Raw genomic sequence first — 25,199 nt, 5'->3', positions numbered from 1 at the left:
TCACGACGAATGCCGCCGCCGTCGCACTGACCCCGCAGGTGGCTTGTGCTGCCATCGAGGCGGGCCATCCCGGCGACATGCTGGTGCTGCAGGGCAACCTCAGCGCCGAGACGACCGCGGCATTGGTGCGGCGCGCAAGGGATCTTGGCCTTGTCGTCACGATAAATCCCTCGCCGCTCCAGCCGTATTTCGACGCTTTGCTGCCCCTCGCGCAGATCGTGTTCCTGAACGCCGGCGAGGCAGAGTTGACAGGTGGCACAGCGCGGTTGCGGCAGGCGGGTGTCGCGCAGGTCGTGCTGACGCGCGGACCACAGGGGGCTGTGCTGGTCGATGCCGCCGGAACGACCGAGGTCGCGGCCGTGCCGGCGGATCCCGTCGACACCACCGGCGCGGGCGATTGTTTCCTCGGGGTGGCGCTGGCCTCGGCGGGCCTGCGGGGCGTGCCTCTCGATGCCCGGGCATTGCGCCATGCCGCCGCCGCCGCCGCGCTGACGGTGATGCGCCCGGGCACCGTCAGCGCCTTTCCCACGCCGCAGGAGATGCGAGAGATCCTGAAGGCCCCCTGAGGCGCCCGTTCACGCATCCCGCGCGACAAGCCAGCCCAGAAGGTTCTTCCACAATCTGGCATAGCCGTCCCAGGTGCAAAACGAGGGCGACAGCCAGTGCGGGCCGATATCGGAGGTCCAGGCGGCCGTCCGCCCCTTGCCAAAGGTTCCCAGCACCAGCAGCGGGTGACCGCCCTGATCCACGGGCAACCGGGCCACGATTTCGGCACCCTCGCGTGGCTCCACCTCGTTCACCCCCAGGATCGGCGGCCAGGCACCGTCGAGCCCGGCCATGGTCGGATGATCGGCGATCAGGACCTCGGCCATGGCGCCTTCGGGCACCTCCACCCGATCATCCCACGGGTGGCAGGTCACCGGCAGTACGTCCTCGACCGGGGTCTTGCGCCAGCGTGCCCGACCGTCGATGCCCTGGAACGAGAAATAGCCGCCGATCATCATCAGGTTGCCGCCGTCCTCGACCCATTGCTTGAGCAGCCGCAGGCGGTTCGGCACCGTTTCGGAACGCTGCCAGACAGCCGGCGGCAGCAGGAAGGTGTTCGCACCGATATCGGACAACAGGATGACGTCGTATTTCTTCAACCCCTCCATCTCGAAGGGGAATCCTTCGGCAGCTTCATGCGCGGTCATGTAGTCCAGCTCGAACTCGGTGCCCTTCAAGGCGTCCACCAGCGGCTTCGCGCCAAGGTGGAAATGGACGCTGCCGAACTGGTCGAAGCCCTTGTAGTGAGTTTCCGAGGTGACCCAGCTTTCGCCAACCAGCAGTACCTTCGTGGTCATTGCTCTTACCTTTGTTTGTCGTGTCAGATCGTGGCGTCGAACACCCGGCGGGGGTTCGTCACCATCAGTGTTTCAAGATCGGCATCGCTCATGCCGTGGCGTTTCAGGCGCGGCAGGAAATGCCTTGTGACAAAGCTGTATCCATTGCCGCCGTAACGGGTCAGCATCATCTTGATGAAGACATCGTGGCTCAGCAAAAGCCGGTCCATATGGCCCCGCTCTGCCAGACCGACGATCGCCCGCGCCACCTCGTCATCCGACGGGCATTGCACCTGCTGGTCGGCATAGAAATAGCTCATGCCGATCATGTCGAATTCCACAAAGGCCCCGCGTGCTGCGATCCCGGACTGATAGTCCGGGTCCATATGCGAGGGGTTCATGTGGCAGAGCACGGTGTGGTTCAGGTTGCCGCCCTCTTGCTCGACGATATCGAGCACCTTGTGGCCCAGCCGGAACCAGCCCGGCAGATGCACCATCAGCGGCAGGCCGGTGCGCACCTGCGCCCGCACCGCACCGCGCAGCGAGCGGTCCTCGAGTTCGGTGAAATCCGAGGAGACGCCGATTTCGCCGATCAGGCCGATCCGGGCGTCGGTGCCGTCCACGCCGGTCAGCGCCTCGGCCACGATCTCGTCGGCGATGTCGTCAATACTCAGGCCAGCCACGCTGTCGGGCATGGAACTGGCCAGGTAATAGCCCGCGCCCATCACCACCTGCACCCCGGTCTCAGCCGAGATCCGGCGCAGTTTCATCGGGTCGCGGCCGATCCCGCGGCAGGTCGGATCGACAATGGTCTGTCCGCCGACATCGGTGAATTTCTTCACCTCCTCGATGCACAGGTCCAGCTCGTCCAGCGCGATATTGTGCTTGTTGACGAAGGGGTCCTGCGTCAGCTCGGACAGGATTTCGATGCGCACCGGGCCTTCGGCCAGATACTGGCGCTCGGGCTCTTTCGGCGGGTTCCACCAGCAGCTGCAATCGTTTTGCAGATGTTCGTGCATCAGCGTGTGGCCAAGTGCGGCGGACGGGATCGGCCCGTCCACCGTCATGACCTTGCCCGATCCGACATGCGCCTCGGACAGTTCGGTACTCATTTCGCTTTCCTTCCGAATTTCCAGTTCCGGCCGAACAGGCGGGTGTTCATCCAGATGGCAACGAGGATGATGGTGCCGGTGACGATCTGGGTGAAGAAGGGCGAGATATGCATCAGGATCAGCCCGTTGCCGATGACTGCGATGGTCATCGTGCCCAGCACCGTGCCCAGCATCGACGCCTTGCCGCCCATCAGGGAGGTCCCGCCCAGCACCACGGCCGCGATGACCTGCAATTCGAACCCCTGACCGGAGTTCGAGGAGCCGGAGCCGAGGCGCGCCGCAATCAGCATCCCGGCGATGGCGCTTGCCACACCCGAGACGACATAGACCGAGGCGAGGATCGCCTTGGCGGGCATGCCGACCCGCCGCGCCGCCTCCATGTTCGAGCCGACCGCGACGACCCGCCGTCCGTACCGGGTGCGCATCATCACGACAAACCCCAGAATCGCCACGATAATCGACAGCACTGCGGGCACCGGCATGCCGGCAATCGTGCCGCGCCCGATCCAGAAGAACCCGGCCGCATCGCGGATCGGGATCGAATAGCCCTCGGTCAGCAAGAGCGCCACGCCGCGCAGGATCGACAGGCCCGCGAGCGTCACGATGAAGGCCGGAATGCCCTGATAGGCCACGAACCACCCCTGCGCGGCACCGACAATCGCGCCCATGACCAGCATGAGCACCACGGTGATGGGCCAGGGCACACCGGCGGCGATGGTGATGGCGGTCAGCGCGTTGATAAGCGCCACCTGCGAGCCCACCGACAGATCGATGCCTGCCGTGGTGATGACGAGGGTCATCGCGACCGCGACCACGAGGATCGGGGCTGCCTGACGCAGGACGTTCAGGATGTTGCCGGTGGTCAGAAATGTCGTGGTCATCACGCCGAAGAACAACGCGCAAACCGCGAAAAACAGCGCGATGGATAGCACCTGCGCGTGATCGGTGACGAAATCGGCAAGCGCCGAGCCCTTCTGGCGTTCGGTATAGGTGGCCATCAGGCGCCTCCCTTTCCGACGATAAGGTCCACGAGGTCCTGAAGGTTCGTTTCGCCGATCTGTCGTTCTGCCACCTTGGCCCCCTCGTACATGACGGCGACCCGGTCGCAGACCCGGAACAGATCCTGCATCCGGTGGGTGACCAGCACCACGCCAACGCCGCGGGCCTTCACCCGGTTTATCAGTTCCAGCACCGCCTCGACTTCGGCCACCGCAAGCGCCGAGGTGGGTTCGTCCATGATCAACACGCGCGGCTCGAAACTGGCCGCGCGGGCGATGGCGATGGCCTGCCGCTGGCCGCCCGACAGCTTCTCGACCTTGGCGGTCAGGCGCGGAATGCGAATTTCCAGCGCGGCGAGCATCTTCTCGGCCTCGGACAGCATCCGGGCCTGATCGAGAAACGGGCCGTGCCGCAGCTCTCGCCCGAGGAAGAGGTTGCCCACCACGTCGATATGATCGCACAGGCTCAGATCCTGATAGACCATCTCGATATGCAGATCCCGCGCCTCGGCCGGGCTGTGATAGCGGGCGGGTTTGCCATCGATGGCAATGCTGCCCTCGTCGGGGACGTAGGTCCCGGAAATGACCTTCGACAGGGTGGACTTGCCCGCGGCGTTGTCGCCGATCAGGCCGAGGCATTCACCGGGCAGGATATCGAGATCGACGCCGCGCAGCGCCTGATGCGAGCCGAAGGTCTTGTGAATGTTGCGCAGGCTCAGGAGCGGCGGCCGGGCCGCTCCTGAAGGAAGGGGCGATGCCCCTTCCACTGTTTGGATCACGTCTGACACGAGACTGCCCCTTACTGGAACAGCGGGCGGAAATCGTCGACATTGTCCTTGGTCACGATTGCGACCGGAACCGAGATAGTCGCGTCGACCTCGCCGCCTGCGCTGAGGGTGGCCAGCGCGTCGACCGCAGCCGCGCCCATGCCGGCCGGGTCCTGCTGGATCACCGCCTTCACGAAGCCCGCGTCGATGCCATCGATCACCTGCGCGGTCAGGTCCCAGCCGTAAAGCGCCACATCGGCCTGACGGCCCTGGCTGACCACGGCGGCCACGGAGCCCACCATCGCCGGCTCGCCGGTCGCATAGACCAGCGTCATGTCCGGGTTGGCGGTCATCAGGTTTTCGGCGGCACCAAGGGCGACGTCCTGAACGTTCTGGCCATCGACGATCCCGATGACCTCTGCCTTACCGGAATCGAGGGCGTCCTTGAAACCATCGAGGCGGACGTTCTGGATATAGGAGTTCAGCGCACCCACGACACCCATCTTGCCGGCTTGGCCATTTGCATTGAAATAGGCAGCCAGATCGGCGCCGGCCTGCGCGTTGTCGACCCCGATCTGGGCCTTTTGCGGGCCCTCGGGCAGGATGGCGTCGATGGCGACCACCGGGATACCCGCCGCACCGGCCTGCTCGACCGCCGGCATGATGCCGTTCACGTCGATGGCGACGACAGCAAAGCCGTCCACACCTTCCTGAATATAGGTCTCGATGGCGTTGTTCTGGGCCGAGGGATCGTTGTTGGCGTTGAAGATCACCAGATTGACACCGGCGGCATCGGCCGCGGCCTGGGCGCCGCGGTTCATTTCGTTGAAGAACAATGCTTCCTGGTTGATCTGGATCAGGGCGAAGGTCTTTGCCTCTTGTGCCAGGGCGGGCAGCGCGGCGGCGATAATACCGGTTCCGAGCAAGACACCAAGGCTGCGGCGGGTAAGGGTCTGGGGGGTCATGTCAGGTCTCTCTGTTGGAAGTGGCTGGTTCAGGTTCCGAACGGCGCTGCCACGGAGTCGCGTTCGATCAGGGTGACAGGCAGCAACTCCTCTTGCGGGAGATTTTCTGCGGTGGCCGCATCCGTATCGAGCAACAGTTCGAGCGCTCGCTTGCCGAGCCGACGGATCGGTTGACGCACCGCTGTCACGGCCGGTGCGAACAGGTGCAGGGGGCCGATATCGTCGAATCCGACGATAGAGACCTCCCGGGGGATGGAAATTCCGGCATCCCGGAGAACTTCGATCAGGCCGACGACAATCTCGTCCGAGGTGGCGAAGATCGCGGTGGGGCGGGGGGCAGCGTTCAGGAAATGCCGGCCGGCCTCGCGCCCGCATTCCACGGTATAGGCGCGCGAAAAACGTTCGATCGTTACGTCGGACCCGTTTTCCTGCATGGCCCGACGAAAGCCGGAAAACCGTCGCGCGCCGCTGATCATGGCGTCGTCGCTGCCGACGAACATCGCATGGCGGTGCCCGGCCTGCGCCAGACAGCGCCCGGCGAGATAGCCGCCCGCCTCGTTGTCGCAAAACAGCTTGGGGACCCTGGCGCCCGGGACGTCTTCGTCCACCACCACCACCTTGCTGCTCTGGTTGATGATCTCGGCCAACGGATCGGTGCCGGCGTGGTTGGTCACAAAGATCAAACCGTCCATGTGGTTGCGGCGCAGTGCGTCGAGATAAAGGACTTCGCGCTCGGCCCGGTTCAGGGTCGCGTGCAACGCCAAGGTCAACCCGCGCCGGTCGGCCTCTTCCTCGACGGCGGCGACAAAGGTCGCAAAGAACGGCGTTGCGATCTCGGGCACGACCAGCCCGATTGTGTCGGTTCGTCCAAGGCTGAGACGCCTAGCATGGGGGTTCGGGACATAATTCAGCGCAAGAATGGCGCCATTGATCCGGTTTGCCGTGTCGTCCGGCAGATCGAGCGAGCGATTGAGATAGCGGGATACGGTTGTCACCGAGACCCCGGCCGCCTTCGCCACGTGCTTCAGATTCGCCATGTTCGCCCCGGGAAACGCCAGTGAATCGGTTTACTAAACCGCTTCACATACGGTGTGCGAAGAGTTTCAGTTCCGCAATAGCGCAGTTGGGATTCTTCATTCCGTTTCAGCGAAAGCACGTTCCGGCGGAGAGTCAGGCGATACCTGTTGCCCAAAATTGCGGCGCCCGGGTCAACGGATCAGCGAAAAGTGGAGTAGAGCTTCGTTGTCGCCCGGCCGGTTCCAGGCCAGCACGCCCCGGCCGGTGCCGTTCGATCAGCTGTTCGCGACAAGCCGCGGCGGATCGGGGCACAGCCGGGCAGGGCTGCCCTCAAGCCGCAGGATGCGGTCGGCAAGCAGCGCTGCCTCGGCGCGGTCGTGGGTCACCAACAGGCAGGCGATGGCCCGGGTGCGCGCCGCGTGGCGCACCCGGGCGGCGATGTCGCCCACCCGATCGGGGTCGAGCGAGGCGAAGGGTTCGTCGAGCAGCAGCACCTCGGGCTCGGCGGCAAGCGCCCGTGCGATAGAGAGCCGTCGTTGCTGGCCAAGCGACATCTGGCCGGGAAAGCTGCGTTCCAGACCGGCAAGCCCCATTTCCTCCATCAACGCCCGGGCGCGGGCGTCCGAGGCGCCGGTCATCAGGGTGATGTTCTGCACCGCCCGCCGCCATTTCAGCAACGCAGGTTCCTGAAACACCACGGCAAGCCTGCCCTGGCATTCGACCGTGCCCTCTACATCGGTGTCGAGCCCGGCGGCGATTGCAAGCAGCGTGGACTTGCCCACGCCCGACGGCCCCATCAACGCCACCGTCTCGCCCCGCGCCACGCTCAGGTCGATCGGCCCGAGGATCCGGCGCCCGCCATGAGACTTTCCGCGGATCGCAAGCCGGATCATGCCAGCCGCCAGTGGTTGGCGCGCAACTCCCATGGCCGCAGGACAGCCGCCTCGATCAGCAGCATCACCGCGACGAAGGACAGCGCATAGCCAAGGATCTGGCGCACGTCGAACATCTCGAACCCGAGGTGGATCTGAAAGCCGACCCCGTCAGAGCGGCCGAGGAATTCGACCACCAGAACGATCTTCCAGATCAGGGCCAGCCCGGCCCGGCCGGCCGCCGCGATCTGGGGCGCAAGCTGGGGCAGCAGCACGTCGCGCAGCACGACAATCCGGGAGGGACGGTGGATACGGACCAGCGCATCGAGCTGCGGGTCGAGCGCACGCGCGCCTTCGCGGATCATCACCGTGACCATCGGGATCTTGTTCAGCGCCACGGCGGTGATCGCGGCGGTCTCGTTCAGCCCGATCCAGATATAGCACAGCACGATGGTCACCAGTGCCGGCAGGTTCAGCAGCACGATCAGCAGGTTGTCGAGCCAGGAATCGAGCCGCCGGTGCCGGCCCATGGCAAGCCCGAGCGCGAGTCCCGCCGACATCGCCAGCGCGAAGGAGGCCGCAACCCGGCCGAGCGTCGCGAGCAGATTATGGGGCAGGGCGCCGCTGGCCCATTCGCGAACCATGAATCCCGCGACCGAGCCGGGCGAGGGCAGCGTCAGCGGATCGTCAAGCAGCCGCGCCGCCAATGCCCAGCCCGCCAGCATCAGACCGAGCGAGCCGATGCGGCCGAGCCAGAGCCCGGAGGCGGCGCCTGCGGGGTTAGTTGAGCGGCTGGACAAAGACCCCCTCCGGCAGTTCGCTGGCATCGCCCACCAGCTCTGGCCCGCCAAGGTCCGCCATGACCTGCAGCACCCGGCTTGCGGAGTCGGGGTCAATCGGACCCGGGGCGGGGATGCCGGCGACATAGCCGGCCTTCAGCGCCGCGAAATCCGCATCGGTCTTGACCCGCATCATCGGGCGCAGATGCTCCCAGACCGCAGGGTCGGACACCATTCTTTCCTTGGCGGCGCGCGAGGCGGCGGCAAAGCCCGCCACCAGATCGGGGTGATCGCGCACCATCTCGCCATGAAAGACATAGCCAAGCAGCGGCAGGTCCGGGTCGAGGCCCAACGCAAGCGCCGCGTCAGAGACGGTGATCAGCGGGCGCATCCCGCGGGCCTCCATCTTGGCGGCGAAGTGCCAGAAGTTGATGGCGCCATCGAGCTCGCCACCGAGGGCTGCATTGAAGATCAGCGGCGGGGCGCCAAACACCTGTTCGGTCTCGGCCGCAAGGTCCATGCCATATTCCTGCCGGGCATAGGCGCGCAGGATCAGCCAGCTTTTGTCGACCGGTCCGCCGGCGATGCCGATCTTGCGGCCGGCCATGTCGGCAAGGGTCAATGCCGGGTCGTCGTTGGCGACCAGCAGCGCGCCCACGGCCTTGGAATAGGGAAGGAAGACATAGTCGCGGCCGGCGGCGCGCTGGCGCGCGACCCAGATCCAGTCAGCGACCATGAAATCGGCCTCGCCCGCCTGAAAGGCAATGCGGGTGGCCGGGTTGCCCGCCAGTCCCTGAACCTCCAGCGTGAAACCGTTGGCGGCGTCGAGCCCGCCTGCGCGGATCGTCTCGAGTTCCCAGTTCACCGTGCCGGTCTCGAGCACCGCGGCGCGCAGCGTGGCGGGCTCGGCATGGGGGGCGGTCGCGGCGCAGAGCCACAGCGCCGCCGCATGCAGGATGCGTCGTGTCATCGGTTATCCTCCCTTGGCGGCACCGCGCGACCAGCGCGGCACAACCAGAGCCTAGGCCCTGAGCGGCGGGGCAGGGATCCCCACTTTGGTCTCAGACGGAGGGCGGCGTGCGGTTCCGGGGGAACAGAACCCTGCGCCGCGCGTTCGCCACGCGGAGGTGATGCATGAAATCAGACCAGACCGCGGTCCGGGTGGCCGTGATCCTGCTGGCGGCACTGGCAACAGTCGCCGCACTGCGGGTTGCACAGGGGCTGCTTGCGCCGATCCTGCTCGCCTTCGTCGTCGGCGTGCTGCTGGCGCCATTGACCGATCGGCTGGCAGCGGCAGGCGTTCCGCCGGCGCTGGCCGCGCTGTCGGGGCTGCTCGCCACCGCAGCCGTTGCCGCGACCTTTGTTCTGTTCCTCGAGCCTTATGTCTCGGATCTGGTACGGCGTGCGCCCTATCTGTGGCGCGAGGCGCAGGAAGTCATCGAAAACCTGCGCCACCTGCTGCGCGGGGTCGAACAGGTGGCCGACAGCGTGGCCGAGGCGCTCGACGCCGGAAAGGACGCGGCGCAGACCGCCGGCAACGAGGGCTCGAAGGTCGCCGATGCGCTGCCCGACGTCGGCGACGCCATCAGCTATGCGCCGGCGCTGGCCGGGCAGACCATGATCTTCGTCGGAACGCTGTTCTTCTTTCTGCTCGGCCGGGGCGAGGCCTATGGCCTGCTTGGCGAACTCATGCCGGGGGTCGGCAACGACCGGCTGTTCGAGGCCGAACGTCTGGTGTCGCGCTATTTTCTGACCATTGCGATGATCAATGTGGGCCTTGGTGTGCTGGTGACTCTGGCCCTGACGGTCGTCGGCATGCCGAATCCGGTCCTTTGGGGGGTGCTTGCCTGCGTCATCAACTTCGTGCCCTACCTCGGGCCGGTGGTCTATGCTGCTGCCCTCGCCATCGGGGGCGTCCTCGTGTTCGACGGGATCCTCGGGCTGGCGCCGGTGGCGTGTTTCATGGCGCTCAACATGATCGAGGGCCAGTTCGTCACGCCGACGCTGGTCAGCCGGACGCTGTCGATCAACCCGCTGCTGGTGTTCCTGACGCTTACCGCCTGGCTCTGGCTCTGGGGGGCTGTGGGCGGTGTTGTCGCGCTGCCGCTGCTCGTGTGGGTGCTGGCGCTGACTGAGCGGCCCGCCGTGTCGCCGCAGAAGTATTTCGCGTAGCGATGGCTGCGGGAGCCATTCCGCCACCCCGGCCGGTCAGGTCGGGGCGGTGGTGTCCGACGTCGGTTCGAAGGCCGCGGCTTGGAAGGTCAGGCGCAGCAGATAGCTGTCGGTGCCCTCGATGATTTCGCTTTCGGCCTCGAGCTGGCGGGTGAAGGCGCGGATCAACTGGCTGCCAAGCCCGCCGCCCTCGCTCGATTCGCCGGGCGGCTGGGGCGCCGCGCCCGGCGTCATCGAACTTTCCACCGAAAGCGTCAGGCAACCATCGCCCAGATCCCTCAGCCGTACCCGCAGCCAGGAATCCCCCGACGCGTCGGGGCCAAGGTATTTCAATGCATTGGTCACCGCCTCGACCGACAACAGGGCCGCGGGCACTGCCTGGTCGGGGTAGAGCACCACCGGATCGAGCGACAGCTCGATCCGCGGTCGCTGGCGCCCGGGGGCCGCCAGATCGGCAAGCGGCGCAATGACATCGTGCAGCAGCTCGTCGGCACGCACCCGGCCGAGGTTTTCGGCCTGATACAGCCTGCGGTGAACCGTGGCCATGCTGATCACCCGGCGATTGACGTTTTCCAATGCCGCGGCGGTCGACGGGTTGGCGGTGCGCCGGGCCTGCATGTTGACGATGGACGAGATCAGCTGAAGGTTGTTCTTCACCCGGTGATGCACTTCTTTCAGCAGCACGTCCTTGTCGCGCATTGCATCCATCAATTCCGCCTCGTCTTGCAGCAGCTGCGAGGCGAGCGCGCCGAATTCGCGTTCGATCACCGCGATCTCGTCGGGAATGTGGCCGGCAGGCGCCGAAGACGGCAGTTCCCGCGTCCGTCCGAACTGGCGCATCTGCCCGGCAAGAACCCGGACGTGGCGCACAACCTGGCGCTCGACAGCCATATAGATCAGCACCAGGCTTGCCAGCCACATTATCAGCGGAAACATCGCCGGCGAGCGCAGGAACGCCACGACCGGCCCGCCGGTCATGCCACGCAGGGGCTTCCAGGCGCCGACCGCATAGACGGTATCATGGACGATCGGCACCACCGAAAAGACGCGCTGTTGACCGTTGCCATTGCGGGCGACGAAGCGGTCCGGCCCGCCGATCAGCATACTCGCCGGCCGGTCCGCCGGCATCCGCGACGCCGCAGTTTCCAGATCGCCCGAGGCAGTCAGAACTTCGCCGTTGTTATTGATGGTAAACAGATCGACCTCGCGTCCGCCGATGATCTCGGCATAGGGCGAATTGACCCGCCGATGCGGGATCGAGATCGAGACGAACCCGGACAATGCGCCCTGCCGGTCGTGGACCGGGACACTGGCCACCACCACCGCCTGTCCCGAGAACGGCCCATGGGTGTTCAGCGATACGGTCTGGACGCCATCCGCGATCAATTCGTGAAACGCCTTGTTCTGCCGCAGATCAACCGGCTTGCCGAGCGACGAGCAGGTCATCGTCCCCGAGACCGGCAGGAAGCCCGCGAAGGTGAACCGCCCGCCGGCTGTGTCGAGGAAACTTTCGAACACTTTCCGGCAGCGCTCCGGTTCGCCGTCGAGGTTGACGACAGCCGCCGACAGGGCCGTTGCCGCGCCAATCGCGGACTCGATCGTCTCGCGCTCTTGCCGGGCAACCTCGGCGGTCAGCGCGACCAGATCGCGCGCGTTGAGTTCGCCCAATTCGCGTTCAAGCCGCGTGGTCTGCCAGACCGCGATCAGCCCCAGCGGCAGCAGCGCCATCGACAGCAGCATGGCAAGCCGCAGCGACAGGCTGCGCACGGCGCGCAGTGCAGGCGCCAGCGACGGCGCCGTGTCCGAACCGGTGGTCACCCCATCTGTCCGCCGTTGGCCGAAACCACAGCGCGGGTTGCCGCATCGGTCAACTCCAGCGGCCCGTTCTCGTCGAGCCCCATCGCCTGCGCCAGCGCCTCGCGCCCGCGCGCCAGACGGCTCTTGATCGTGCCCACCTTGACGCCGCACATCTCGGCCGCATCCTCATAGGAATGCTGCAATGCACCGACCAGCATCAGCACCTCGCGCTGTTCGGGCGGCAGGGTATCGAAGGCAATCCGGAAATCCTTCAGTTGCAGCCGTCCGTCATGGGCAGGCTTCTCTGCCAGCCGCCCCGCCAGTATGCCGTCGACATCCTCGGATTCACGTGCGGCTTTGCGGCGGTTGGAATAGAAGGTGTTACGCAGGATCGTGAACAGCCAGGCCCGCATGTTCGATCCCTGCTGGAACCCGTCCATGCCGGCCCAGGCCTTCAACACCGTATCCTGGACCAGATCGTCGGCCGCGGCGGAATTGCGTGTAAGGCTCATGGCGAAGGCCCTGAGGACCTTCATGTGGCCGACCAGTTCGGCCTTGGCATCTTCTCGCCTCACGAAGAGCTTCCCCCTGTGTCATCGTTCGGCTCGGCGTCGGTGATCGGCGCCACCGGCGGCAATTCGACGGCGTCAAGTCGGTCAAGCAGCGAGAGCAGGCGATCTGGCAGTTCCGCTCGGGCATCCTCCTCGAAAATCAGCCTGAGGTTCTCGTCAATCTGTGTTCGCAGAGCTTTCTTCCGTAGGGGCATTGCCGATTTTTACCTCAAGGCCATATTGTTGCTCGACATCCGTCGATCGTTCATCGCTCTTTTCCATGGAACAAACGCCCGGGGCGCGGCGTTTGTTCCATGGAAAATGCCCACGTCTGGAGAAATCATGACAGATCTGTCCCGCCCCCGCACCATGTCCGACCTCATTGGCCCGTTTCTGCCCTATCTCCGGCGCTATGGACGCGCCCTGACCGGCAGTCAGGACGGCGGCGATGCCCATGCCGCGGCGACGCTCGAGGCGATCCTGGCCGATCCGGGCTGTTTCGACCAGAGCCAAGGTGGCAAGGTCGGACTTTTCAAGGTGTTCCATTCGATCTGGGCAAGCGCCGGCGCCCCGGTGCCCGAAGAGGCGACCGGCCTGCACGCCCGGGCGCAGATGCATCTGGCGCGACTGACGCCGAACACCCGCGAGGCGCTCTTGCTGCACACGGTCGAGGGATTTGGCCTCGACGAGATCGGCGTGATCATGGGGATCTCCGGTGACGAGGCGCAGACGCTGGTCGACCTCGCCCGGGCCGAGATGCAGCAGTCGGTCCAGGGCCGGGTGATGATCATCGAGGACGAGGCGATCATCGCCATGGACCTCGAAGGGATCGTGGCGCTGATGGGCCACGACGTGACCGGGATTGCCCGGACCCGCGACACCGCGGTCGAGATGGCGGCCCGCGACCGGCCGGACCTGATCCTTGCCGACATCCAGCTTGCCGACAACTCCAGCGGCATCGACGCCGTCAACCGGATCCTTCAGGACATCGACGTTCCGGTGATCTTCATCACGGCCTTCCCCGAGCGGCTGCTGACCGGCGAACGCCCCGAGCCCGCCTTCCTGATTGCCAAGCCCTACATGCCCGATCAGGTGATCAGCGCGGTCAGTCAGGCGATGTTCTTTGCCTCGACCGAAACGCTGAAGGCCTGAGCCGGGGCGCGATCCGCGGGCAGGACGCAAGGGCTGCCATTGCATCGCCCGCCCCGTTGGAGGATCATCCCCCCGGCAGGGACGCCTTGGCGCCCCTGTCTGCCCTTTCTCCTGATATATGCCGGAGCCCATGTTCGACTTTTCGCACCCGTTCTACCGGCCGCTCTGGATCCGTATCCTGATCGTTGCGGTCACGCTTGGCTGGGGTCTCGTCGAGATCCTGTTTGGCGAGATGGTCTGGGCGATCATCGTTCTTGCCATCGCCGGCGTTTCGATCTGGGGGCTGTTCGTCACCTTTGATCCGGGCAAGCCGGAAGAGCCAGGCGATGACGCTGAAACCTGAGGCGCGCCGTGCCGGGGTTCACCTTCCAATCAGAATGTTTCCCACCGAAGCTATTGTAATGCACGAACCTGACCCGGCCCCGCCTGAACTGGGAGCCGCGCACCGATGACGGACGTTCAGCCGCTCGACCGGGCGCGTGGCGCTTTGCTGGGGCTCGCCATGGGGGACGCGCTGGGGATGCCCGGCCAGACCCTGCCGCGAGAGGAGATCCGGGCGCGCTATGGCGTAATTGCCGATTTTGTCGCGCCGTTTCCGGGTCACCCGGTGTCGCACGGGCTGACCGCGGCCCAGATCACCGACGATACCGAACAGGCGCTGCTGTTGGCAGAGCGGCTGCTGGCGACGCCCGGGACATTCGATGCCGCGGCCTGGGCGCGCGATCTGCTGGGGTGGGAGGCCGACGTGAAGGCGCGGGGCCTGCGCGATCTGCTCGGCCCCTCGACCAAGGCCGCGCTGACCGCGCTGCTCGACGGCGTGCCGCTGGCCGAAACCGGCCGGACGGGGACGACGAATGGGGCCGCGATGCGGATTGCCCCGGTGGGGATCGCCGTCAGCGCAGCGGACCCCGCGGCACTGCTCGCCCGGGTGGTCGAGACCTGCCGCGTCACCCACAACACCGGCGAGGCCATCGCCGGTGCCGCGGCCGTTGCGGCCATGATCAGCTGCGGCATTGACGGGGCCGACTGGCAGGCGGCCGTGCCCGTGGCGCTCGCCGCCGCGCGTCTGGGTCAGGCAAAGGGTTTTCCGGCCGGTGTGGATGACATGCCCGAACGGATCGCGGCGGCGATTGAAATCGGTGGCTGTTGCGGACCCGATCAGATCGCAGCGCAGATCGGCACATCGGTCGCCAGCCATCAGTCGGTGCCCGCAGCCTTCGCCGTGGTGCGGGCCGCAAAAGGTGATGCCTGGGCCGCCGCCTGCATGGCGGCCAATCTCGGCGATGATACCGACACCATCGGCGCCATCGCCGGGGCGATCTGCGGCGCCTGCTCTGGCGCCGCGTCACTGCCACCCGAAAAGGTTGCGACGCTGCGCGCCGCCAATCCGGCCGACCTCGACGGGCCGGCAGCCGGGTTGCTGGCGTTGCGAACGACGGCGGGACAGGGCCGATGAGCGCGCTCTTGCAGATGACGGGTCCGGTCATCGACCTGCTCTATGAGGTTGCGGCCCTGCCGCGGTCGGGCGAAGAGGCGGTGGTCACGGGCTTTGCCATGGCGCCCGGCGGCGGTTTCAACGCCATGGTGGCGGCGCGGCGGGCCGGGATGGCGGCGATGTGCGGCGGCGGTGTCGGCACCGGCCCGTTTTCGGAACTGGTCATGGCTGGGTTTGCCAGCGAAGGGATCGGGCTTGCCCGGCCGCGCGACCCGGTGCGCGACAACGGCTGCTGCACCGTTCTTATCGAACCCTCGGGCGAGCGCAGCTTTGTCGCGGCCCCCAACGCCGAGGGCCACATGACCGCTGCCGATCTTGCCGCGATCTCGGTGCGGGATTTCGGCTGGACACTGGTTTCGGGCTATTCGCTGCACTACGACGGGATGAATGCAGCGATTTCGGGCTGGATCGACCGCACCGCGGCACTGCCGCCGCTGGTCTTCGACCCCTCGCCGCTGGTGGCCGAACTGCCCGCCGATCTGCTGCGCCCGGTTCTGGCCCGCGCCACCTGGATCAGCGCCAACGCCAGCGAGGCCCGGCATCTGACCGGCCGAACGGATCTGGACGAAGCGGTCGCAGACCTGGCCAGGGGCCGCGACGGCGCCATCCTGCGCGATGGCGCGCGCGGCTGCTGGCTGGCCACCGGAGGCCGGGTCACGCAAATACCGCCCTTCGAGGTTCGGGCCATCGACACCAACGGTGCCGGCGACACCCATATCGGCAGCTTCCTCGCCCGGCTCGACGCCACCGGCGATGCGCTCCATGCCGCGCGCTACGCGAATGTGGCGGCGGCCCTTTCGACGACGGTCAAGGGGCCGTCGACCGCGCCGCCAGAGGCGGGCGTGCTGGCCTTGCTGGCGCAGGGAACCGACACATGGCCGCGCATGCCATAATCTGCGTCGCAACGGGATTGCCTGCCTGAACATCGGCCGCTTGGCACTTGCGCCGAATGGGCAAAAATCCGAGGGTTGTGCCGGGGAACGCGACCGGGAGACCACTGCCAGCCGAAGATCCGAGCGCGAAGCCTTCCGGGGCAGTTTGCGGGCATCAACACCGGACCCAGGGGCTTGGTCGAAACGATATGGCACGAATGAACACGCCCGCCCGAACGATCGGAATGGATGCAGCATCCCGCAAGCAGCTTCGGAAAAGGACGCAGCGCAACAGGAAGATCCTGATCGCCATTGTTGCGGTGCTGACGTTCCCCGTGTCGGTCTCCTATCTGGCGATCAAGGCAATAAGGCGCAATCGCGACAAGGCGCGCAGGCCGCAGGATGTGACGCAGCCACGCACGTCCGGGAAACGCGGGCAGCCCGGGATCTCGTCCGAACGCCGGTTCTATGATCTGCGTACAAAGCTCTGGTCCGGTTTCGGCAATATCACCTCCGTCGAACTGGAAAAGTTCCTTCTGAAGGAGGACGAGACCAGCCCGTTCCGAGTCAGCGCCGGGTATGAGCTGGCGCGCTGGCACGCGGCGAAAGGCGAGACCTCGGCCGCGCTCAAGGCCATGGAGGCGGCGCTGCGCTGCAACTCCAAAGTCGTCAAGGCGAAGCGCCCGAGGATAATCTATGCCGATCTGCTTGTCCGCAGCGGGCGTCTGGACGCGGCCGCGACGCTTCTGGACGAACCGGTCGACGACACGCTGGTCCCCCACATGACGGTTGCGAAAAGCAACCTGCTGCACGCCCGCAGCGGTGGCGGCGCCGATTCCGAACGGCTGGATCTGCTGAACACGCTCTACCGCGCCAACGGACTGGTCGAGCTGGGCTTTCGCGATGCCGACCGGGGCTTTCACATCGCCAACCTCGCCATCCCACGCGCTCCCGCGTCAGTCGAGGGGCCGAAAGTTTCGGTCCTGATGCCGGTCTATAACGCGGCGGCGGAACTCGACTTTGCCCTGCGAAGCATCCTCGGACAATCCTGGACGAACATCGAGCTGGTGATCGTCGACGACGCCAGCACCGACAATACCTGGGAGATCGTGCAGCGCCATGCCGCAGCGGACGGCCGGATCCGCGCCACGCGCAACGAGGCGAACCTCGGCGCCTATGTCACGCGCAACCGCGCGCTGCGCTTGGCCAGGGGCGATCTTGTCACGGTCCATGACAGCGATGACTGGTCCCATCCCGAACTGATCGCCACCCAGACGCGGCATTTCCTTGGCGACGAGACCCTGCGCGGGGTCTTCGCCCATTCGGCGCGCGTGACCGAGGACATGTACTACATGATCCTTCCAACCCGCCCCAACCCGGACGCGATCCGGGTGTCCTATCCGTCCTTCATGATGCGGCGCGACATGCTGCTGTCGCTTGGCGGCTGGGACGATGTGACGGTGAACGGCGACGACGAACTGGTCCAGCGGGTGCGGGCGGTTCACGGCAGGCAGGCCGTGAAACCCGTCGATGTCGTGGCCCCCCTGACGTTCCAGCTTTGCCGCGAAAACTCGCTGACCCACAGCGCCACGACAAGCCTTGCCAGCGTGAATTTCGGGGTGCGGCGCAGCTATGCGCTGCAGGCCGGCCATTGGCACCAGAAACAGATCGCGGCCGATGCGCCGCTGATCATGGACCGGCGCAGCGTCAAGCAGCCGTTCCCGATCCCGCAGATCATCGCGCCAAAGACCTGGCCGCGAAACTGCGACTATGACCTCGTCTTCGTCAGCGATCTGACGCTGCTCGGCGGCACACGGCGCTGCAATCAGGGATACCTGTCGGTGGCCATGGAGATGGGCCTGCGCGTCGGGCTCTATCATTATCCGCGCTGGGACCTGCGTCTGAAGGATATATCGCCCGACTACCTCGATCTGACGGCCAACGACGGCATCGACCTTCTGGTGCCCGAGGACAAGGTGACGACCCGGCTCTGCATCGTCCACCATCCGCCGATCCTGCGCTATCCGATCGACGCGGTGCCCGAGATCGCCTGCGATCACCTGACCGTGCTGGTGAACCAGTCGCCGATGCAACTGTGGTCAGAGGCGCCGCACCTTTATGACCCGACGGCCGTCAAGGCCGCCTGCAGGGCCATGTTCGGCCGTGAGCCGACCTGGACCGCGATCTCGCCGCGCGTTGTCCGCATCCTCGACTCGCTCGGCGGGTACGATCCGATCAACCCCGAGATCTGGTATCCCCCCCTCGACACGGGAATTTCGGCAAGCCCGAAGTCGTTGGCGAGCCTGCCCGGTCGGAAGATCGTGATCGGCCGGCATTCGCGGGACCACTGGACGAAATGGCCCGAAACCGTCGACAAGATCGCGACGGCCTATTGCGTCAACCGCGGCGATATCGAGGTTCGCTTCCTAGGCGGTGCCGGGCGCGCGCTGGAACTGCTGGGCAAGAAGCCCAGGAACTGGCAGGTCCATGCCTTCGACACGCTCGATGTCGAGGAGTTCCTCGAGTCGCTGGATTTCTTCGTCAACTTCCTGCACCCCGACTATATCGAGGAGTTCGGCCGCAATACTATGGAAGCCATGGCGCGCGGGGTGGTCGTGATCATCGATCCCGAACAGCGCGAGATCTTCGGAGACGCCGCGCTTTACAGTGCGCCCGAGGGGGTCGCGGATCTGATCCACGAATTCGCAAACGACGTAGGGAAGTACCGGGAACAGGCCCGACGCGGCTTCGACTTTCTCGACAGAAACTGCTCGCCGGAACGGGTCGGGCGGAATCTCGAACGGTTCCTTTCAGCGCCGTCGCGTGCGGGCTGAAAGCGCGGTGCGGAACATGCCGACGCTAGCGGCGAGATTGGTGCGCTGCGAGCTGCTTCGAAGATCTGCCGCCTCGTGAAGCGAGGTCTGGGAGCCCCGGAGCGGCGGGACCCTGGGGCAGGTTGACTTGCTCCCCTGAAAAGACTGCAAGGGCCGGAAGTATACCGTGTTGGAGAGGGACAGCTCGGTCAGTCCCACCCATAGCGAGCAGAAGGACACAGCCTGGAACGGGCACTTCGACGGCGTGTGCTATCAGCCGAACTTCTTGTTTAGCCAGTTCGGAATGCTGGAGCGCTGAGTTCTGTGAAATGGAGATGTCCACAGGGCTGACGGCGAGCAGGGGGGCCCTCAATCCAGTGACGCGCCCGAATGATGTCCAGAGAGGTGGTGCTGCTCGTGACGGACAGATGCGCGGCAAGCTCCTGAAGCTGGCCACGCTCATGGACACACCGCCGAGGAGGAGGTCCTCGCCTGCATGACGTTCCCAGCCCAGCCTCGCGCCAAACTGCGCAGCACCCACTCGGTCGAGCGCCTCTGAACGGCGAGATCAAGCGGCGAACAGACGTCGTCGGGATCTTTCCCAACGCGGCTTCGATCCGGCGCTTCGCCGGCGCGATCCTGATGGAGCCGACCAAGGAATAGAGGGTCCAGCGTGCCAGATACATGACGTTGAAAACGCTCGCACCCGTCTGCGGTGATCTCTCTATCAGCCTGCCTGCAGCGCAGAGCGACTGACCAGCCCAGCCCGCTTTCGAGCGCGAGGTCCGCTGTGAGCTACACCACCTCTCCGGACATCATCCCGTAGTCAGCCACCGGCAAACCCGGGGCGGTTCACTTGGAACCGAAGCCGCCAAGTATCTCAAAAAGGGAGGCATGACCAGCGCAACGCGCTGTCTCACAACCGTGCCCCGCTATAGTCAGATCAACGACGCCGGAATGGTGGCCTCCGCACCCCGCAGATCCTCAAAAAAACAGCCTGAAACCGTTGTTCCGGTCAGACGAATTGGTTATGGACAACCATCCTGTCGTACTGGATAAGGTCCGAAGTGGCAGAAGAATAAGCCGGCTGGTGCAGTGCATGAAGCATGACAAAACGACAAATGAACTGGTGCGCAGCATCAGGTCCTACCGAACCGGCATCGATGCGTCTAGCCTGTCGCGCCATTTAAAGAAGAAATCGATATTCGAAGTTCTTTTGCTTAGTGCGGCAATGAAGCTTCCCGGAGTATCCCAAGAGAAGAAGGCCAAATTCGCCAAATCGGCATTTCTGGGACTCGTTTGGCTGAGCCGGCGTCGCAGCAAGAAGCTCGAGAAAATCCTTTCGTCGGGGTCCGGCACCGCTACCCATGTAGCGTCCGCTCCCGCCCATCATTCCGTGTCTGCATCTGCAGAGCGATTGAACTTGTTTGATGGCGGTTCGCACAAGATGCACTCAGAGACCGCGCAGGTTCCTGTCGTGCTGGCATTGGAGGCCTGCGGGCGCATCGATATTGGCGCGGGCGAAGAAGATCCAATCAAGTTGCGCCTCGCCGCGCTACCCTCAGACTATGACGCGGCCGAAGACCGTATCGGCTGGCTGCAAGACAATGCCCCGCGGGTTTCGACGCAATACATTGATGCATGTGCTGGCAAGAAATGTCTGTCACTGGACATCTTCGACACGTTTCTTCTGCGAAACGGAGATGCGGAGGCGGATCGGTACTTTCAGCTTTCGGAGTTCATTCTCAAGCAATTAGCGCAGAACGGTCTCGGTGATCTGGTCGAGAGCATTTCTCCCGAGGGACTGACTCTTTTGCGCAAGTCGGCGATGCAGACGACCTATCGTTGTCGGCCACGACGGAACGGGGCTGGCGAAGGAACGATCGAGGACGTCGCAGCGGTCGTCGCAGGTGCGCTAGGCGGAGACTCTACGGTTGCTGCGCAGCTGATAGAATATGAAATCGCCTATGAATCGACGGTGTTGCGCCCAAATCCCTTGCTCCGCCCGGTCATGGCCGCCGCGGTGGACGCCGGAATGAGCATCATTGGCCTTAGCGACATGTATCTTCCGGCCGCGGTCATCAACGACATCTGCACCCGGGTCGATCCTGAAGGCTTTTTGAAGATCAATAAGGTCTTCAGCAGCGCCGATACGATTGTAAGCAAGCGTTCGGGGCTAATATTTGCGGAGATCGAAGCAGAAATGGGCCTGCGGCCCGAGGATTTTCTGCACATCGGGGATTCCTTTGTTTCCGACGTTCGCAACCCTAGAGAAGCCGGTTGGGCGGTGGGCCATTTGCCGGTCTCGCAGAACCTCGTTCGGTCCCGGGAAAAGTCGCTGCAAAGGTCGATAGAAAGAAGTCGGAATGCAGGTGTCGACATCAGAAGCTGGGCAAAAGTGTAAGAAATGAATATCTCGGACGACCGCCGCAGTGGGAGCGATGAGGCCCTTTATGCCTTTGGACACGATGATCTTGGGCCGGCGGTCGCAGAATTTCTGCAAAACCTCTGGGAAAACGCCCTTTATTTCGATCGGCAGCGCGACGCGAAAATTCTCTTTTCGGCACGAGCTGGTGTAAGGATTCGTCAGGCGCTCGAAGTCTTCGTTGGCTCGAAGGGGCAAGCCCTTCCAGAGGAATGGGAAGATTTCTGGGTTTCTCGGTTGATGATTGCCAAAGGCATCTGGAAGCGGGCGCCTGAACTTGCGACCAAGATGCTCGAAAGCGAATTCTGCAATACTCCGGCAGATATCGCTGCCCAGTGTATTATGGGACAGGAACACCTAATTCGTGACCTCGATTCCGGCGCATTCTATCAGCCGAAGTCGAAGCACAGGATAGGCGAGTTACTGCGCAATTCCAATTCGGGCGACCTGATCAAGCATCTTGAGACGCAGTCAGATTTGTTCGAAATGGAGCTTGCCCGTTTGCTGGGTGGCCGGGAAACCGCCCTGATCGTCGATACGGGCTGGCAGGCTACCAGCCAGCGTCTGTTGACGAAGGCGATTTCCGACGTGGACTGGTGGGGCGCCTATTTCGGGCTGATCGGCTCGGGCGAAACTGATCGCAGTGTTTGGCGGCAAGCGCTAGGCCTCGCTTTCCAGAGCGACTATGTGGACCCGGCAAAGCCGCGGACCGCAGCAGTCGCATTCCGGCATCTGATCGAGATTCTGTTCGAGCCTGATGCACCAAGCATTGAATGCTATGAGAGCGGCACCAATGGACGTGTCGTGGTTCCCGGTGCGGCAGCCTGCGAGAGGGCCCGACAGGCGTGGCGCAGCGACCCGCTTTTCGCGGGCGTGATTGTTTATCTCGAAACTGGGCCAAAGGACCCGTGGGAAATCGCCCGGCGTGCCGAAGCGGCGTGGGCAAGACTGTTCGAACGCATTCTGACCCCGGATCGTGAGACCGCAGCGCTTTTCCTCAACTCGGCGCGCAGCGCGGATTTTGGTCGGCGGTTCCAGGTTCCTGTGCTTTACGGTCCCGACGAGCTTTCGAGTGCTGACGAGCGGCTGAGCCGCGCACTTTGGACGCAGGGGCAGATCGCGCTGGAATACGAGCCCGGCATGGCGCGCTCTGTTCAGAAATCCACATTCCCGAAGGCCGCGCCGGAACCGGACACATCGGCACTGAACACTGCCACCCGCCCCGCCGTCGCGGTTATAACCAGGACAATGGATCGCCCGATGATGCTGCGCCGGGCGCTGGAAAGTGTATCCCAGCAGACGTTCCGGAACTATGTCCATGTGGTGGTGTGTGACGGCGGTCCGATAGAAGATGTGCTGGAAGCAATCCGCGTCGCCAACGTCGAACACAGCAAGATTGTAGTGGTGGACGGGGTGGCCAATCGGGGCATGGAGGCGGCATCGAATCTTGCCGTCGGAGCCTGCGATTCAAAGTTCATCGTCATTCATGATGACGACGACACTTGGCACCACGATTTTCTGGCGGAGACGGTGAAATTTCTGGAAAGCGCACCTGGCCAGAAATACGGCGGCGTTGTTTCGCGCAGCATGCTGGTTTCCGAAAGCGTGCATCCGGATGGAATAGAAGCCCACGAGGTTAGGCCCTACAACCCCAACCTCGAGATAATCTATCTTGCGGAGCATGCGATCTCGAACTCGTTCCCACCGATCAGCTTCCTGTTCCGCAGGGATATCTACGACGAGGTCGGGGGATTCGATCCGACACTTCCGGTGCTGGGCGACTGGGACTTCAACCTCAAGGTGCTTAGCCGCACGGACATAGCAGTCTTGCCCGACTACCTTGCCAACTACCATGTGCGAGATCGCAGCGAGAGTATTGCGTTCGGAAACAGTATTACCGCCGGCCGTGACAAGCACTTGGAATATAGCGCTATCTTGCGCAACCGTCTGGTGCGGGGTTCGGGCGAAAAGGGCGATGTGCCGGCCAGCGATCTCGTGGGTATCGCCTCTATTTTCAAGTACATGCGGCACTGACGGATCTGTCGTTTTGCCCACCCCGGGCGCGGCTGGCGTCGCGCCGGGTCTCTGCCTTGTTGCGGCCGGAGGCAGAGAGGCCCAGTCCTGTCGGACTGGCGCCGCTTGCTCCGCCGGAAGCTGGATACTATTACTGCCGGTGAGGCTCGCGATGGCAGGGGGCCTGCGGCGAGAGAGAGTGCATGGATTTCCTTGGCAGATGTATATTCGGCAATCCCTCCTATCGCGCCCAAAAATCCAACGTTTTCGCCCACGATCCCCGAAATGGAGGCGTAAGTGCCGTTTAACTACAAGACCTATGGGGATCTAGCGCGCGACGTTGCAGCGGGACTTGCCAGCCTTCCCCCTGTCGATATTGTTGTCGGAGTTCCAAAATCGGGGCTAATCCCGGCGATGATGATTGCGACGTTCCTGAACCGCGAGTTCATCGATCTCGACTCCTTTCTGTTCCGCTACAGCCCGCGTTCGGGCGAGCGCCGCCAGCACTCGGCTGTCGGACCTGAAAAGATGCGCGTGCTGATCGTCGACGACTCCGTCAACTCCGGTCGTGAGTTCCGGACAGTAAGATCCCGCTTGAGTCATTTCGGAGCGGAGCACGATTTTGTTTACTGCGCCGTTTATGGGATCCGGCCTGGGATGCATGAGGACGTCACCGATATCGTCCTTGCATATGTTGATCAACCGCGGTTCTTTCAGTGGAACTATCGCAACCACGTTATTGCCGAACATGCGTTATTCGACCTTGACGGGGTGCTTTGCGTTGACCCGACTGACGAGCAGAACGATGATGGTGAAGAATACCTGAAATTCATTGCGACGGCACAGATACTAGCCTGTCCGAAGCGGAGGATTAGCGGGATTGTCACGTCGCGGCTCGAGAAATATCGGGCGGAGACGGAAGATTGGCTGGCCCGGAACGAGATTCAATACGGCGAGCTGATCATGCTCGATCTGCCCACCGCGGCCGAGCGGCGCCGTCTGAAGGCGCACGCACCATTCAAGGCCGAGATCTACAAGTCGCGAAGCGAAGTGCTGTTCGTGGAAAGCAACTGGAAGCAGGCACGGGAGATCGCTAAGCGCAGCGACAAGCCGGTCATTTGCACCGCGAATGACATGTTGCTGTACGGCGCCGAGCATCTTTCGGATGTCGAGGCGCAGGGTGGCGTCAACAACCTGGAAACGACTGCGACGATCCAAGAACTTCGGCGTCAGAACCGTGCACTGATGCTTCAGCTTCACAACAAGTCGCTGGCCGAACAGGATTTACCTGCAGTTAAGTCGATTCCCTCCTTCAGAGATATCCGAACCTTCGGCAAGAGTATCTTTCGCAGGCGTGGGAAATAGTCGCCCGGTGACGCCCTGATAGAGACCATTTCAGAGCAGAGCCGCCGCGGTGCGTATTCCGGAACATCCGGCCACCCATTCTGAACCGCCCCGGGATTGCCGGAGGCTCCAACTCCTGAATAGGATGGAGCATCCTGAGCAAGACCGCGAACAAGTTCTCCCCTGAAGGCCGCGAACGCGCTGTGCGGATGGTTCTGGACGGTGAAGGCCAACATGGCTCTCGCTGACAGGGGATCACGTCGATCGCCGCGAAGATCGGCCGATCGGCGAACACGCTGAACGGCTGGGTCTGAAAGGCTGAGGTCGACTGCGGCAAGCGGGCGGGCATTCCCAGCGACATGGCCGAGAGGAGCGAGCCATTGTTCAACATTGGTCCGAGGACTACTGGACCGAGCTCCTGCGTGACCTCGTCCGCCCTGGGCCCGGCGGCGTGAAGCTCGTAAGCGATGCGCATGAGGGGGCGCCAAGGCCACCACCGCTCGGGGTCTGTCCACGACCTGACAGCGCTGCCGGGTCCGCTTCCGGCGCAATGCTCTCGCCCATGCCGGCAAGAACAGCCGCCGGGTGGTCCTGGCCTTCATAAGCCACCGACTTCGCCCGGCCCGACCATGTGGCGGCGAAGGCCCGCTGGCGGCGCGTGGCGGACCAGATGCGCAGCAAGCTCCCGAAGCTGGCTAGGCTCACGGGCACCGCCGAGGAGGGTGTCCTCGCC

The 25,199-nt window shown here is 64.1% G+C and carries 22 protein-coding genes and 4 pseudogenes; 14 read left to right on the top strand and 12 right to left on the bottom strand.

Going from position 1 to position 25,199, the window contains the following annotated elements:
• Positions 1–566 (top strand): PfkB family carbohydrate kinase (locus DQG17_RS17535; RefSeq protein ID WP_232829487.1); only part of this gene is annotated, 566 nt, incomplete at its 5' end.
• A 9-nt stretch (positions 567–575) separates the two neighbouring features.
• Here the strand turns inward: DQG17_RS17535 and DQG17_RS17530 are convergent.
• From DQG17_RS17530 to DQG17_RS17490, 9 genes are all read right to left on the bottom strand, one after another.
• On the bottom strand, positions 576–1,343 hold the full coding sequence (locus tag DQG17_RS17530; protein ID WP_116134165.1) for a glutamine amidotransferase: 768 nt from the start codon (positions 1,341–1,343) through the stop codon (positions 576–578).
• Positions 1,344–1,366: 23 nt separating this feature from the next.
• A complete protein-coding gene (locus tag DQG17_RS17525; protein ID WP_116134164.1) occupies positions 1,367–2,434 on the bottom strand; it encodes a phosphotriesterase in 1,068 nt (355 codons plus the stop codon).
• Positions 2,431–3,432 carry an ABC transporter permease gene (locus DQG17_RS17520; RefSeq protein ID WP_116134163.1) on the bottom strand — a complete coding sequence of 334 codons (1,002 nt, stop codon included), beginning with the start codon at positions 3,430–3,432 and terminating at the stop codon, positions 2,431–2,433. The genes DQG17_RS17525 and DQG17_RS17520 overlap by 4 nt, the downstream gene beginning before the upstream one ends.
• Complete coding sequence (locus DQG17_RS17515) at positions 3,432–4,220, bottom strand: ATP-binding cassette domain-containing protein (protein ID WP_232829486.1); 789 nt, start codon at positions 4,218–4,220, stop codon at positions 3,432–3,434. The genes DQG17_RS17520 and DQG17_RS17515 overlap by 1 nt, the downstream gene beginning before the upstream one ends.
• An 11-nt stretch (positions 4,221–4,231) precedes the next feature.
• Positions 4,232–5,164, bottom strand: coding sequence for a substrate-binding domain-containing protein (locus DQG17_RS17510; RefSeq protein WP_116134162.1), 933 nt, complete (start codon positions 5,162–5,164; stop codon positions 4,232–4,234).
• A 29-nt stretch (positions 5,165–5,193) separates the two neighbouring features.
• Positions 5,194–6,201 (bottom strand): LacI family DNA-binding transcriptional regulator, encoded by a 1,008-nt coding sequence (locus tag DQG17_RS17505; RefSeq protein ID WP_116134161.1) that lies wholly within the window; start codon positions 6,199–6,201, stop codon positions 5,194–5,196.
• A 255-nt stretch (positions 6,202–6,456) separates the two neighbouring features.
• A complete protein-coding gene (locus tag DQG17_RS17500) occupies positions 6,457–7,074 on the bottom strand; it encodes an ABC transporter ATP-binding protein (protein WP_116134160.1) in 618 nt (205 codons plus the stop codon).
• Positions 7,071–7,853 (bottom strand): ABC transporter permease, encoded by a 783-nt coding sequence (locus tag DQG17_RS17495; RefSeq protein WP_369908073.1) that lies wholly within the window; start codon positions 7,851–7,853, stop codon positions 7,071–7,073. The genes DQG17_RS17500 and DQG17_RS17495 overlap by 4 nt, the downstream gene beginning before the upstream one ends.
• Complete coding sequence (locus DQG17_RS17490) at positions 7,834–8,802, bottom strand: ABC transporter substrate-binding protein (protein WP_116134158.1); 969 nt, start codon at positions 8,800–8,802, stop codon at positions 7,834–7,836. Before DQG17_RS17490 ends, DQG17_RS17495 begins: the two co-directional genes overlap by 20 nt.
• A 164-nt stretch (positions 8,803–8,966) precedes the next feature.
• Here DQG17_RS17490 and DQG17_RS17485 point away from each other — a divergent pair, with 164 nt between their 5' ends.
• The gene (locus DQG17_RS17485; RefSeq protein ID WP_116134157.1) at positions 8,967–10,004 is read left to right on the top strand and encodes an AI-2E family transporter; all 1,038 of its coding nucleotides are present in this window, start codon (positions 8,967–8,969) and stop codon (positions 10,002–10,004) included.
• A gap of 36 nt (positions 10,005–10,040) precedes the next feature.
• Here the strand turns inward: DQG17_RS17485 and DQG17_RS17480 are convergent, their stop codons facing one another.
• Genes DQG17_RS17480 through DQG17_RS17470 form a run of 3 tightly spaced genes read right to left on the bottom strand, consistent with a single transcriptional unit; the run spans position 10,041 to position 12,567 of the window.
• The gene (locus DQG17_RS17480) at positions 10,041–11,822 is read right to left on the bottom strand and encodes a sensor histidine kinase (RefSeq protein WP_232829485.1); all 1,782 of its coding nucleotides are present in this window, start codon (positions 11,820–11,822) and stop codon (positions 10,041–10,043) included.
• Positions 11,819–12,376, bottom strand: a complete 558-nt coding sequence (locus DQG17_RS17475; protein WP_116134156.1) for an RNA polymerase sigma factor — start codon at positions 12,374–12,376, stop codon at positions 11,819–11,821. The genes DQG17_RS17480 and DQG17_RS17475 overlap by 4 nt, the downstream gene beginning before the upstream one ends.
• Positions 12,373–12,567: a NepR family anti-sigma factor gene (locus DQG17_RS17470; RefSeq protein ID WP_116134155.1), complete on the bottom strand. Its 195-nt coding sequence runs from the start codon at positions 12,565–12,567 to the stop codon at positions 12,373–12,375. Before DQG17_RS17470 ends, DQG17_RS17475 begins: the two co-directional genes overlap by 4 nt.
• A gap of 127 nt (positions 12,568–12,694) precedes the next feature.
• Between DQG17_RS17470 and DQG17_RS17465 the strand changes: the two genes are divergently transcribed.
• The 12 genes and pseudogenes from DQG17_RS17465 to DQG17_RS17415 form a co-directional block, all read left to right on the top strand.
• Entirely contained in the window at positions 12,695–13,504 is an 810-nt protein-coding gene (locus DQG17_RS17465; protein ID WP_116134154.1) for a response regulator, read from the top strand.
• 130 nt (positions 13,505–13,634) lie between these two features.
• Positions 13,635–13,847, top strand: coding sequence for a DUF3329 domain-containing protein (locus DQG17_RS21875; RefSeq protein WP_198666173.1), 213 nt, complete (start codon positions 13,635–13,637; stop codon positions 13,845–13,847).
• Between the two features lie 105 nt (positions 13,848–13,952).
• Positions 13,953–14,960 carry an ADP-ribosylglycohydrolase family protein gene (locus DQG17_RS17455; RefSeq protein ID WP_116134153.1) on the top strand — a complete coding sequence of 336 codons (1,008 nt, stop codon included), beginning with the start codon at positions 13,953–13,955 and terminating at the stop codon, positions 14,958–14,960.
• Complete coding sequence (locus DQG17_RS17450) at positions 14,957–15,892, top strand: PfkB family carbohydrate kinase (protein ID WP_116134152.1); 936 nt, start codon at positions 14,957–14,959, stop codon at positions 15,890–15,892. The genes DQG17_RS17455 and DQG17_RS17450 overlap by 4 nt, the downstream gene beginning before the upstream one ends.
• Positions 15,893–16,116: 224 nt before the next feature.
• Positions 16,117–18,705 (top strand): glycosyltransferase, encoded by a 2,589-nt coding sequence (locus tag DQG17_RS17445; protein WP_157973649.1) that lies wholly within the window; start codon positions 16,117–16,119, stop codon positions 18,703–18,705.
• Between the two features lie 142 nt (positions 18,706–18,847).
• A pseudogene (locus tag DQG17_RS17440) lies at positions 18,848–19,000 on the top strand (IS1380 family transposase); the annotation flags it as partial.
• Between the two features lie 109 nt (positions 19,001–19,109).
• Positions 19,110–19,440: pseudogene (locus DQG17_RS17435) on the top strand (transposase); the annotation flags it as partial.
• 343 nt (positions 19,441–19,783) lie between these two features.
• Positions 19,784–21,088 (top strand): hypothetical protein, encoded by a 1,305-nt coding sequence (locus tag DQG17_RS17430; protein WP_116134150.1) that lies wholly within the window; start codon positions 19,784–19,786, stop codon positions 21,086–21,088.
• A 3-nt stretch (positions 21,089–21,091) separates the two neighbouring features.
• Positions 21,092–23,143: a glycosyltransferase family 2 protein gene (locus tag DQG17_RS17425; protein ID WP_116134149.1), complete on the top strand. Its 2,052-nt coding sequence runs from the start codon at positions 21,092–21,094 to the stop codon at positions 23,141–23,143.
• Positions 23,144–23,419: 276 nt separating this feature from the next.
• The gene (locus DQG17_RS17420) at positions 23,420–24,487 is read left to right on the top strand and encodes a phosphoribosyltransferase (RefSeq protein ID WP_157973648.1); all 1,068 of its coding nucleotides are present in this window, start codon (positions 23,420–23,422) and stop codon (positions 24,485–24,487) included.
• 134 nt (positions 24,488–24,621) lie between these two features.
• Positions 24,622–24,849, top strand: a pseudogene (locus DQG17_RS22025) (transposase); the annotation flags it as partial.
• Between the two features lie 14 nt (positions 24,850–24,863).
• Positions 24,864–25,199: pseudogene (locus tag DQG17_RS17415) on the top strand (transposase); the annotation flags it as partial.

It is taken from the genome of Tropicimonas sp. IMCC34043, from assembly GCF_003390845.1.
In the GTDB taxonomy this organism is placed as follows: Bacteria; Pseudomonadota; Alphaproteobacteria; order Rhodobacterales; family Rhodobacteraceae; genus Tropicimonas.
Note: the sequence above shows the minus strand (reverse complement) of the source record. Positions and strands in the feature narration are given on the sequence as shown.

Excerpts from the sequence above, each read along its gene's own strand:
- DQG17_RS17530 (WP_116134165.1), bottom strand. The coding sequence starts at position 1,343 with ATGACCACGAAGGTACTGCTGGTTGGCGAAAGCTGGGTCACCTCGGAA.
- DQG17_RS17525 (WP_116134164.1), bottom strand. The coding sequence starts at position 2,434 with ATGAGTACCGAACTGTCCGAGGCGCATGTCGGATCGGGCAAGGTCATG.
- DQG17_RS17520 (WP_116134163.1), bottom strand. The coding sequence starts at position 3,432 with ATGGCCACCTATACCGAACGCCAGAAGGGCTCGGCGCTTGCCGATTTC.
- DQG17_RS17510 (WP_116134162.1), bottom strand. The coding sequence starts at position 5,164 with ATGACCCCCCAGACCCTTACCCGCCGCAGCCTTGGTGTCTTGCTCGGA.
- DQG17_RS17505 (WP_116134161.1), bottom strand. The coding sequence starts at position 6,201 with ATGGCGAATCTGAAGCACGTGGCGAAGGCGGCCGGGGTCTCGGTGACA.
- DQG17_RS17500 (WP_116134160.1), bottom strand. The coding sequence starts at position 7,074 with ATGATCCGGCTTGCGATCCGCGGAAAGTCTCATGGCGGGCGCCGGATC.
- DQG17_RS17490 (WP_116134158.1), bottom strand. The coding sequence starts at position 8,802 with ATGACACGACGCATCCTGCATGCGGCGGCGCTGTGGCTCTGCGCCGCG.
- DQG17_RS17485 (WP_116134157.1), top strand. The coding sequence starts at position 8,967 with ATGAAATCAGACCAGACCGCGGTCCGGGTGGCCGTGATCCTGCTGGCG.
- DQG17_RS17470 (WP_116134155.1), bottom strand. The coding sequence starts at position 12,567 with ATGCCCCTACGGAAGAAAGCTCTGCGAACACAGATTGACGAGAACCTC.
- DQG17_RS17465 (WP_116134154.1), top strand. The coding sequence starts at position 12,695 with ATGACAGATCTGTCCCGCCCCCGCACCATGTCCGACCTCATTGGCCCG.
- DQG17_RS21875 (WP_198666173.1), top strand. The coding sequence starts at position 13,635 with ATGTTCGACTTTTCGCACCCGTTCTACCGGCCGCTCTGGATCCGTATC.
- DQG17_RS17455 (WP_116134153.1), top strand. The coding sequence starts at position 13,953 with ATGACGGACGTTCAGCCGCTCGACCGGGCGCGTGGCGCTTTGCTGGGG.
- DQG17_RS17450 (WP_116134152.1), top strand. The coding sequence starts at position 14,957 with ATGAGCGCGCTCTTGCAGATGACGGGTCCGGTCATCGACCTGCTCTAT.
- DQG17_RS17445 (WP_157973649.1), top strand. The coding sequence starts at position 16,117 with ATGGATGCAGCATCCCGCAAGCAGCTTCGGAAAAGGACGCAGCGCAAC.
- DQG17_RS17430 (WP_116134150.1), top strand. The coding sequence starts at position 19,784 with ATGAAGCATGACAAAACGACAAATGAACTGGTGCGCAGCATCAGGTCC.
- DQG17_RS17425 (WP_116134149.1), top strand. The coding sequence starts at position 21,092 with ATGAATATCTCGGACGACCGCCGCAGTGGGAGCGATGAGGCCCTTTAT.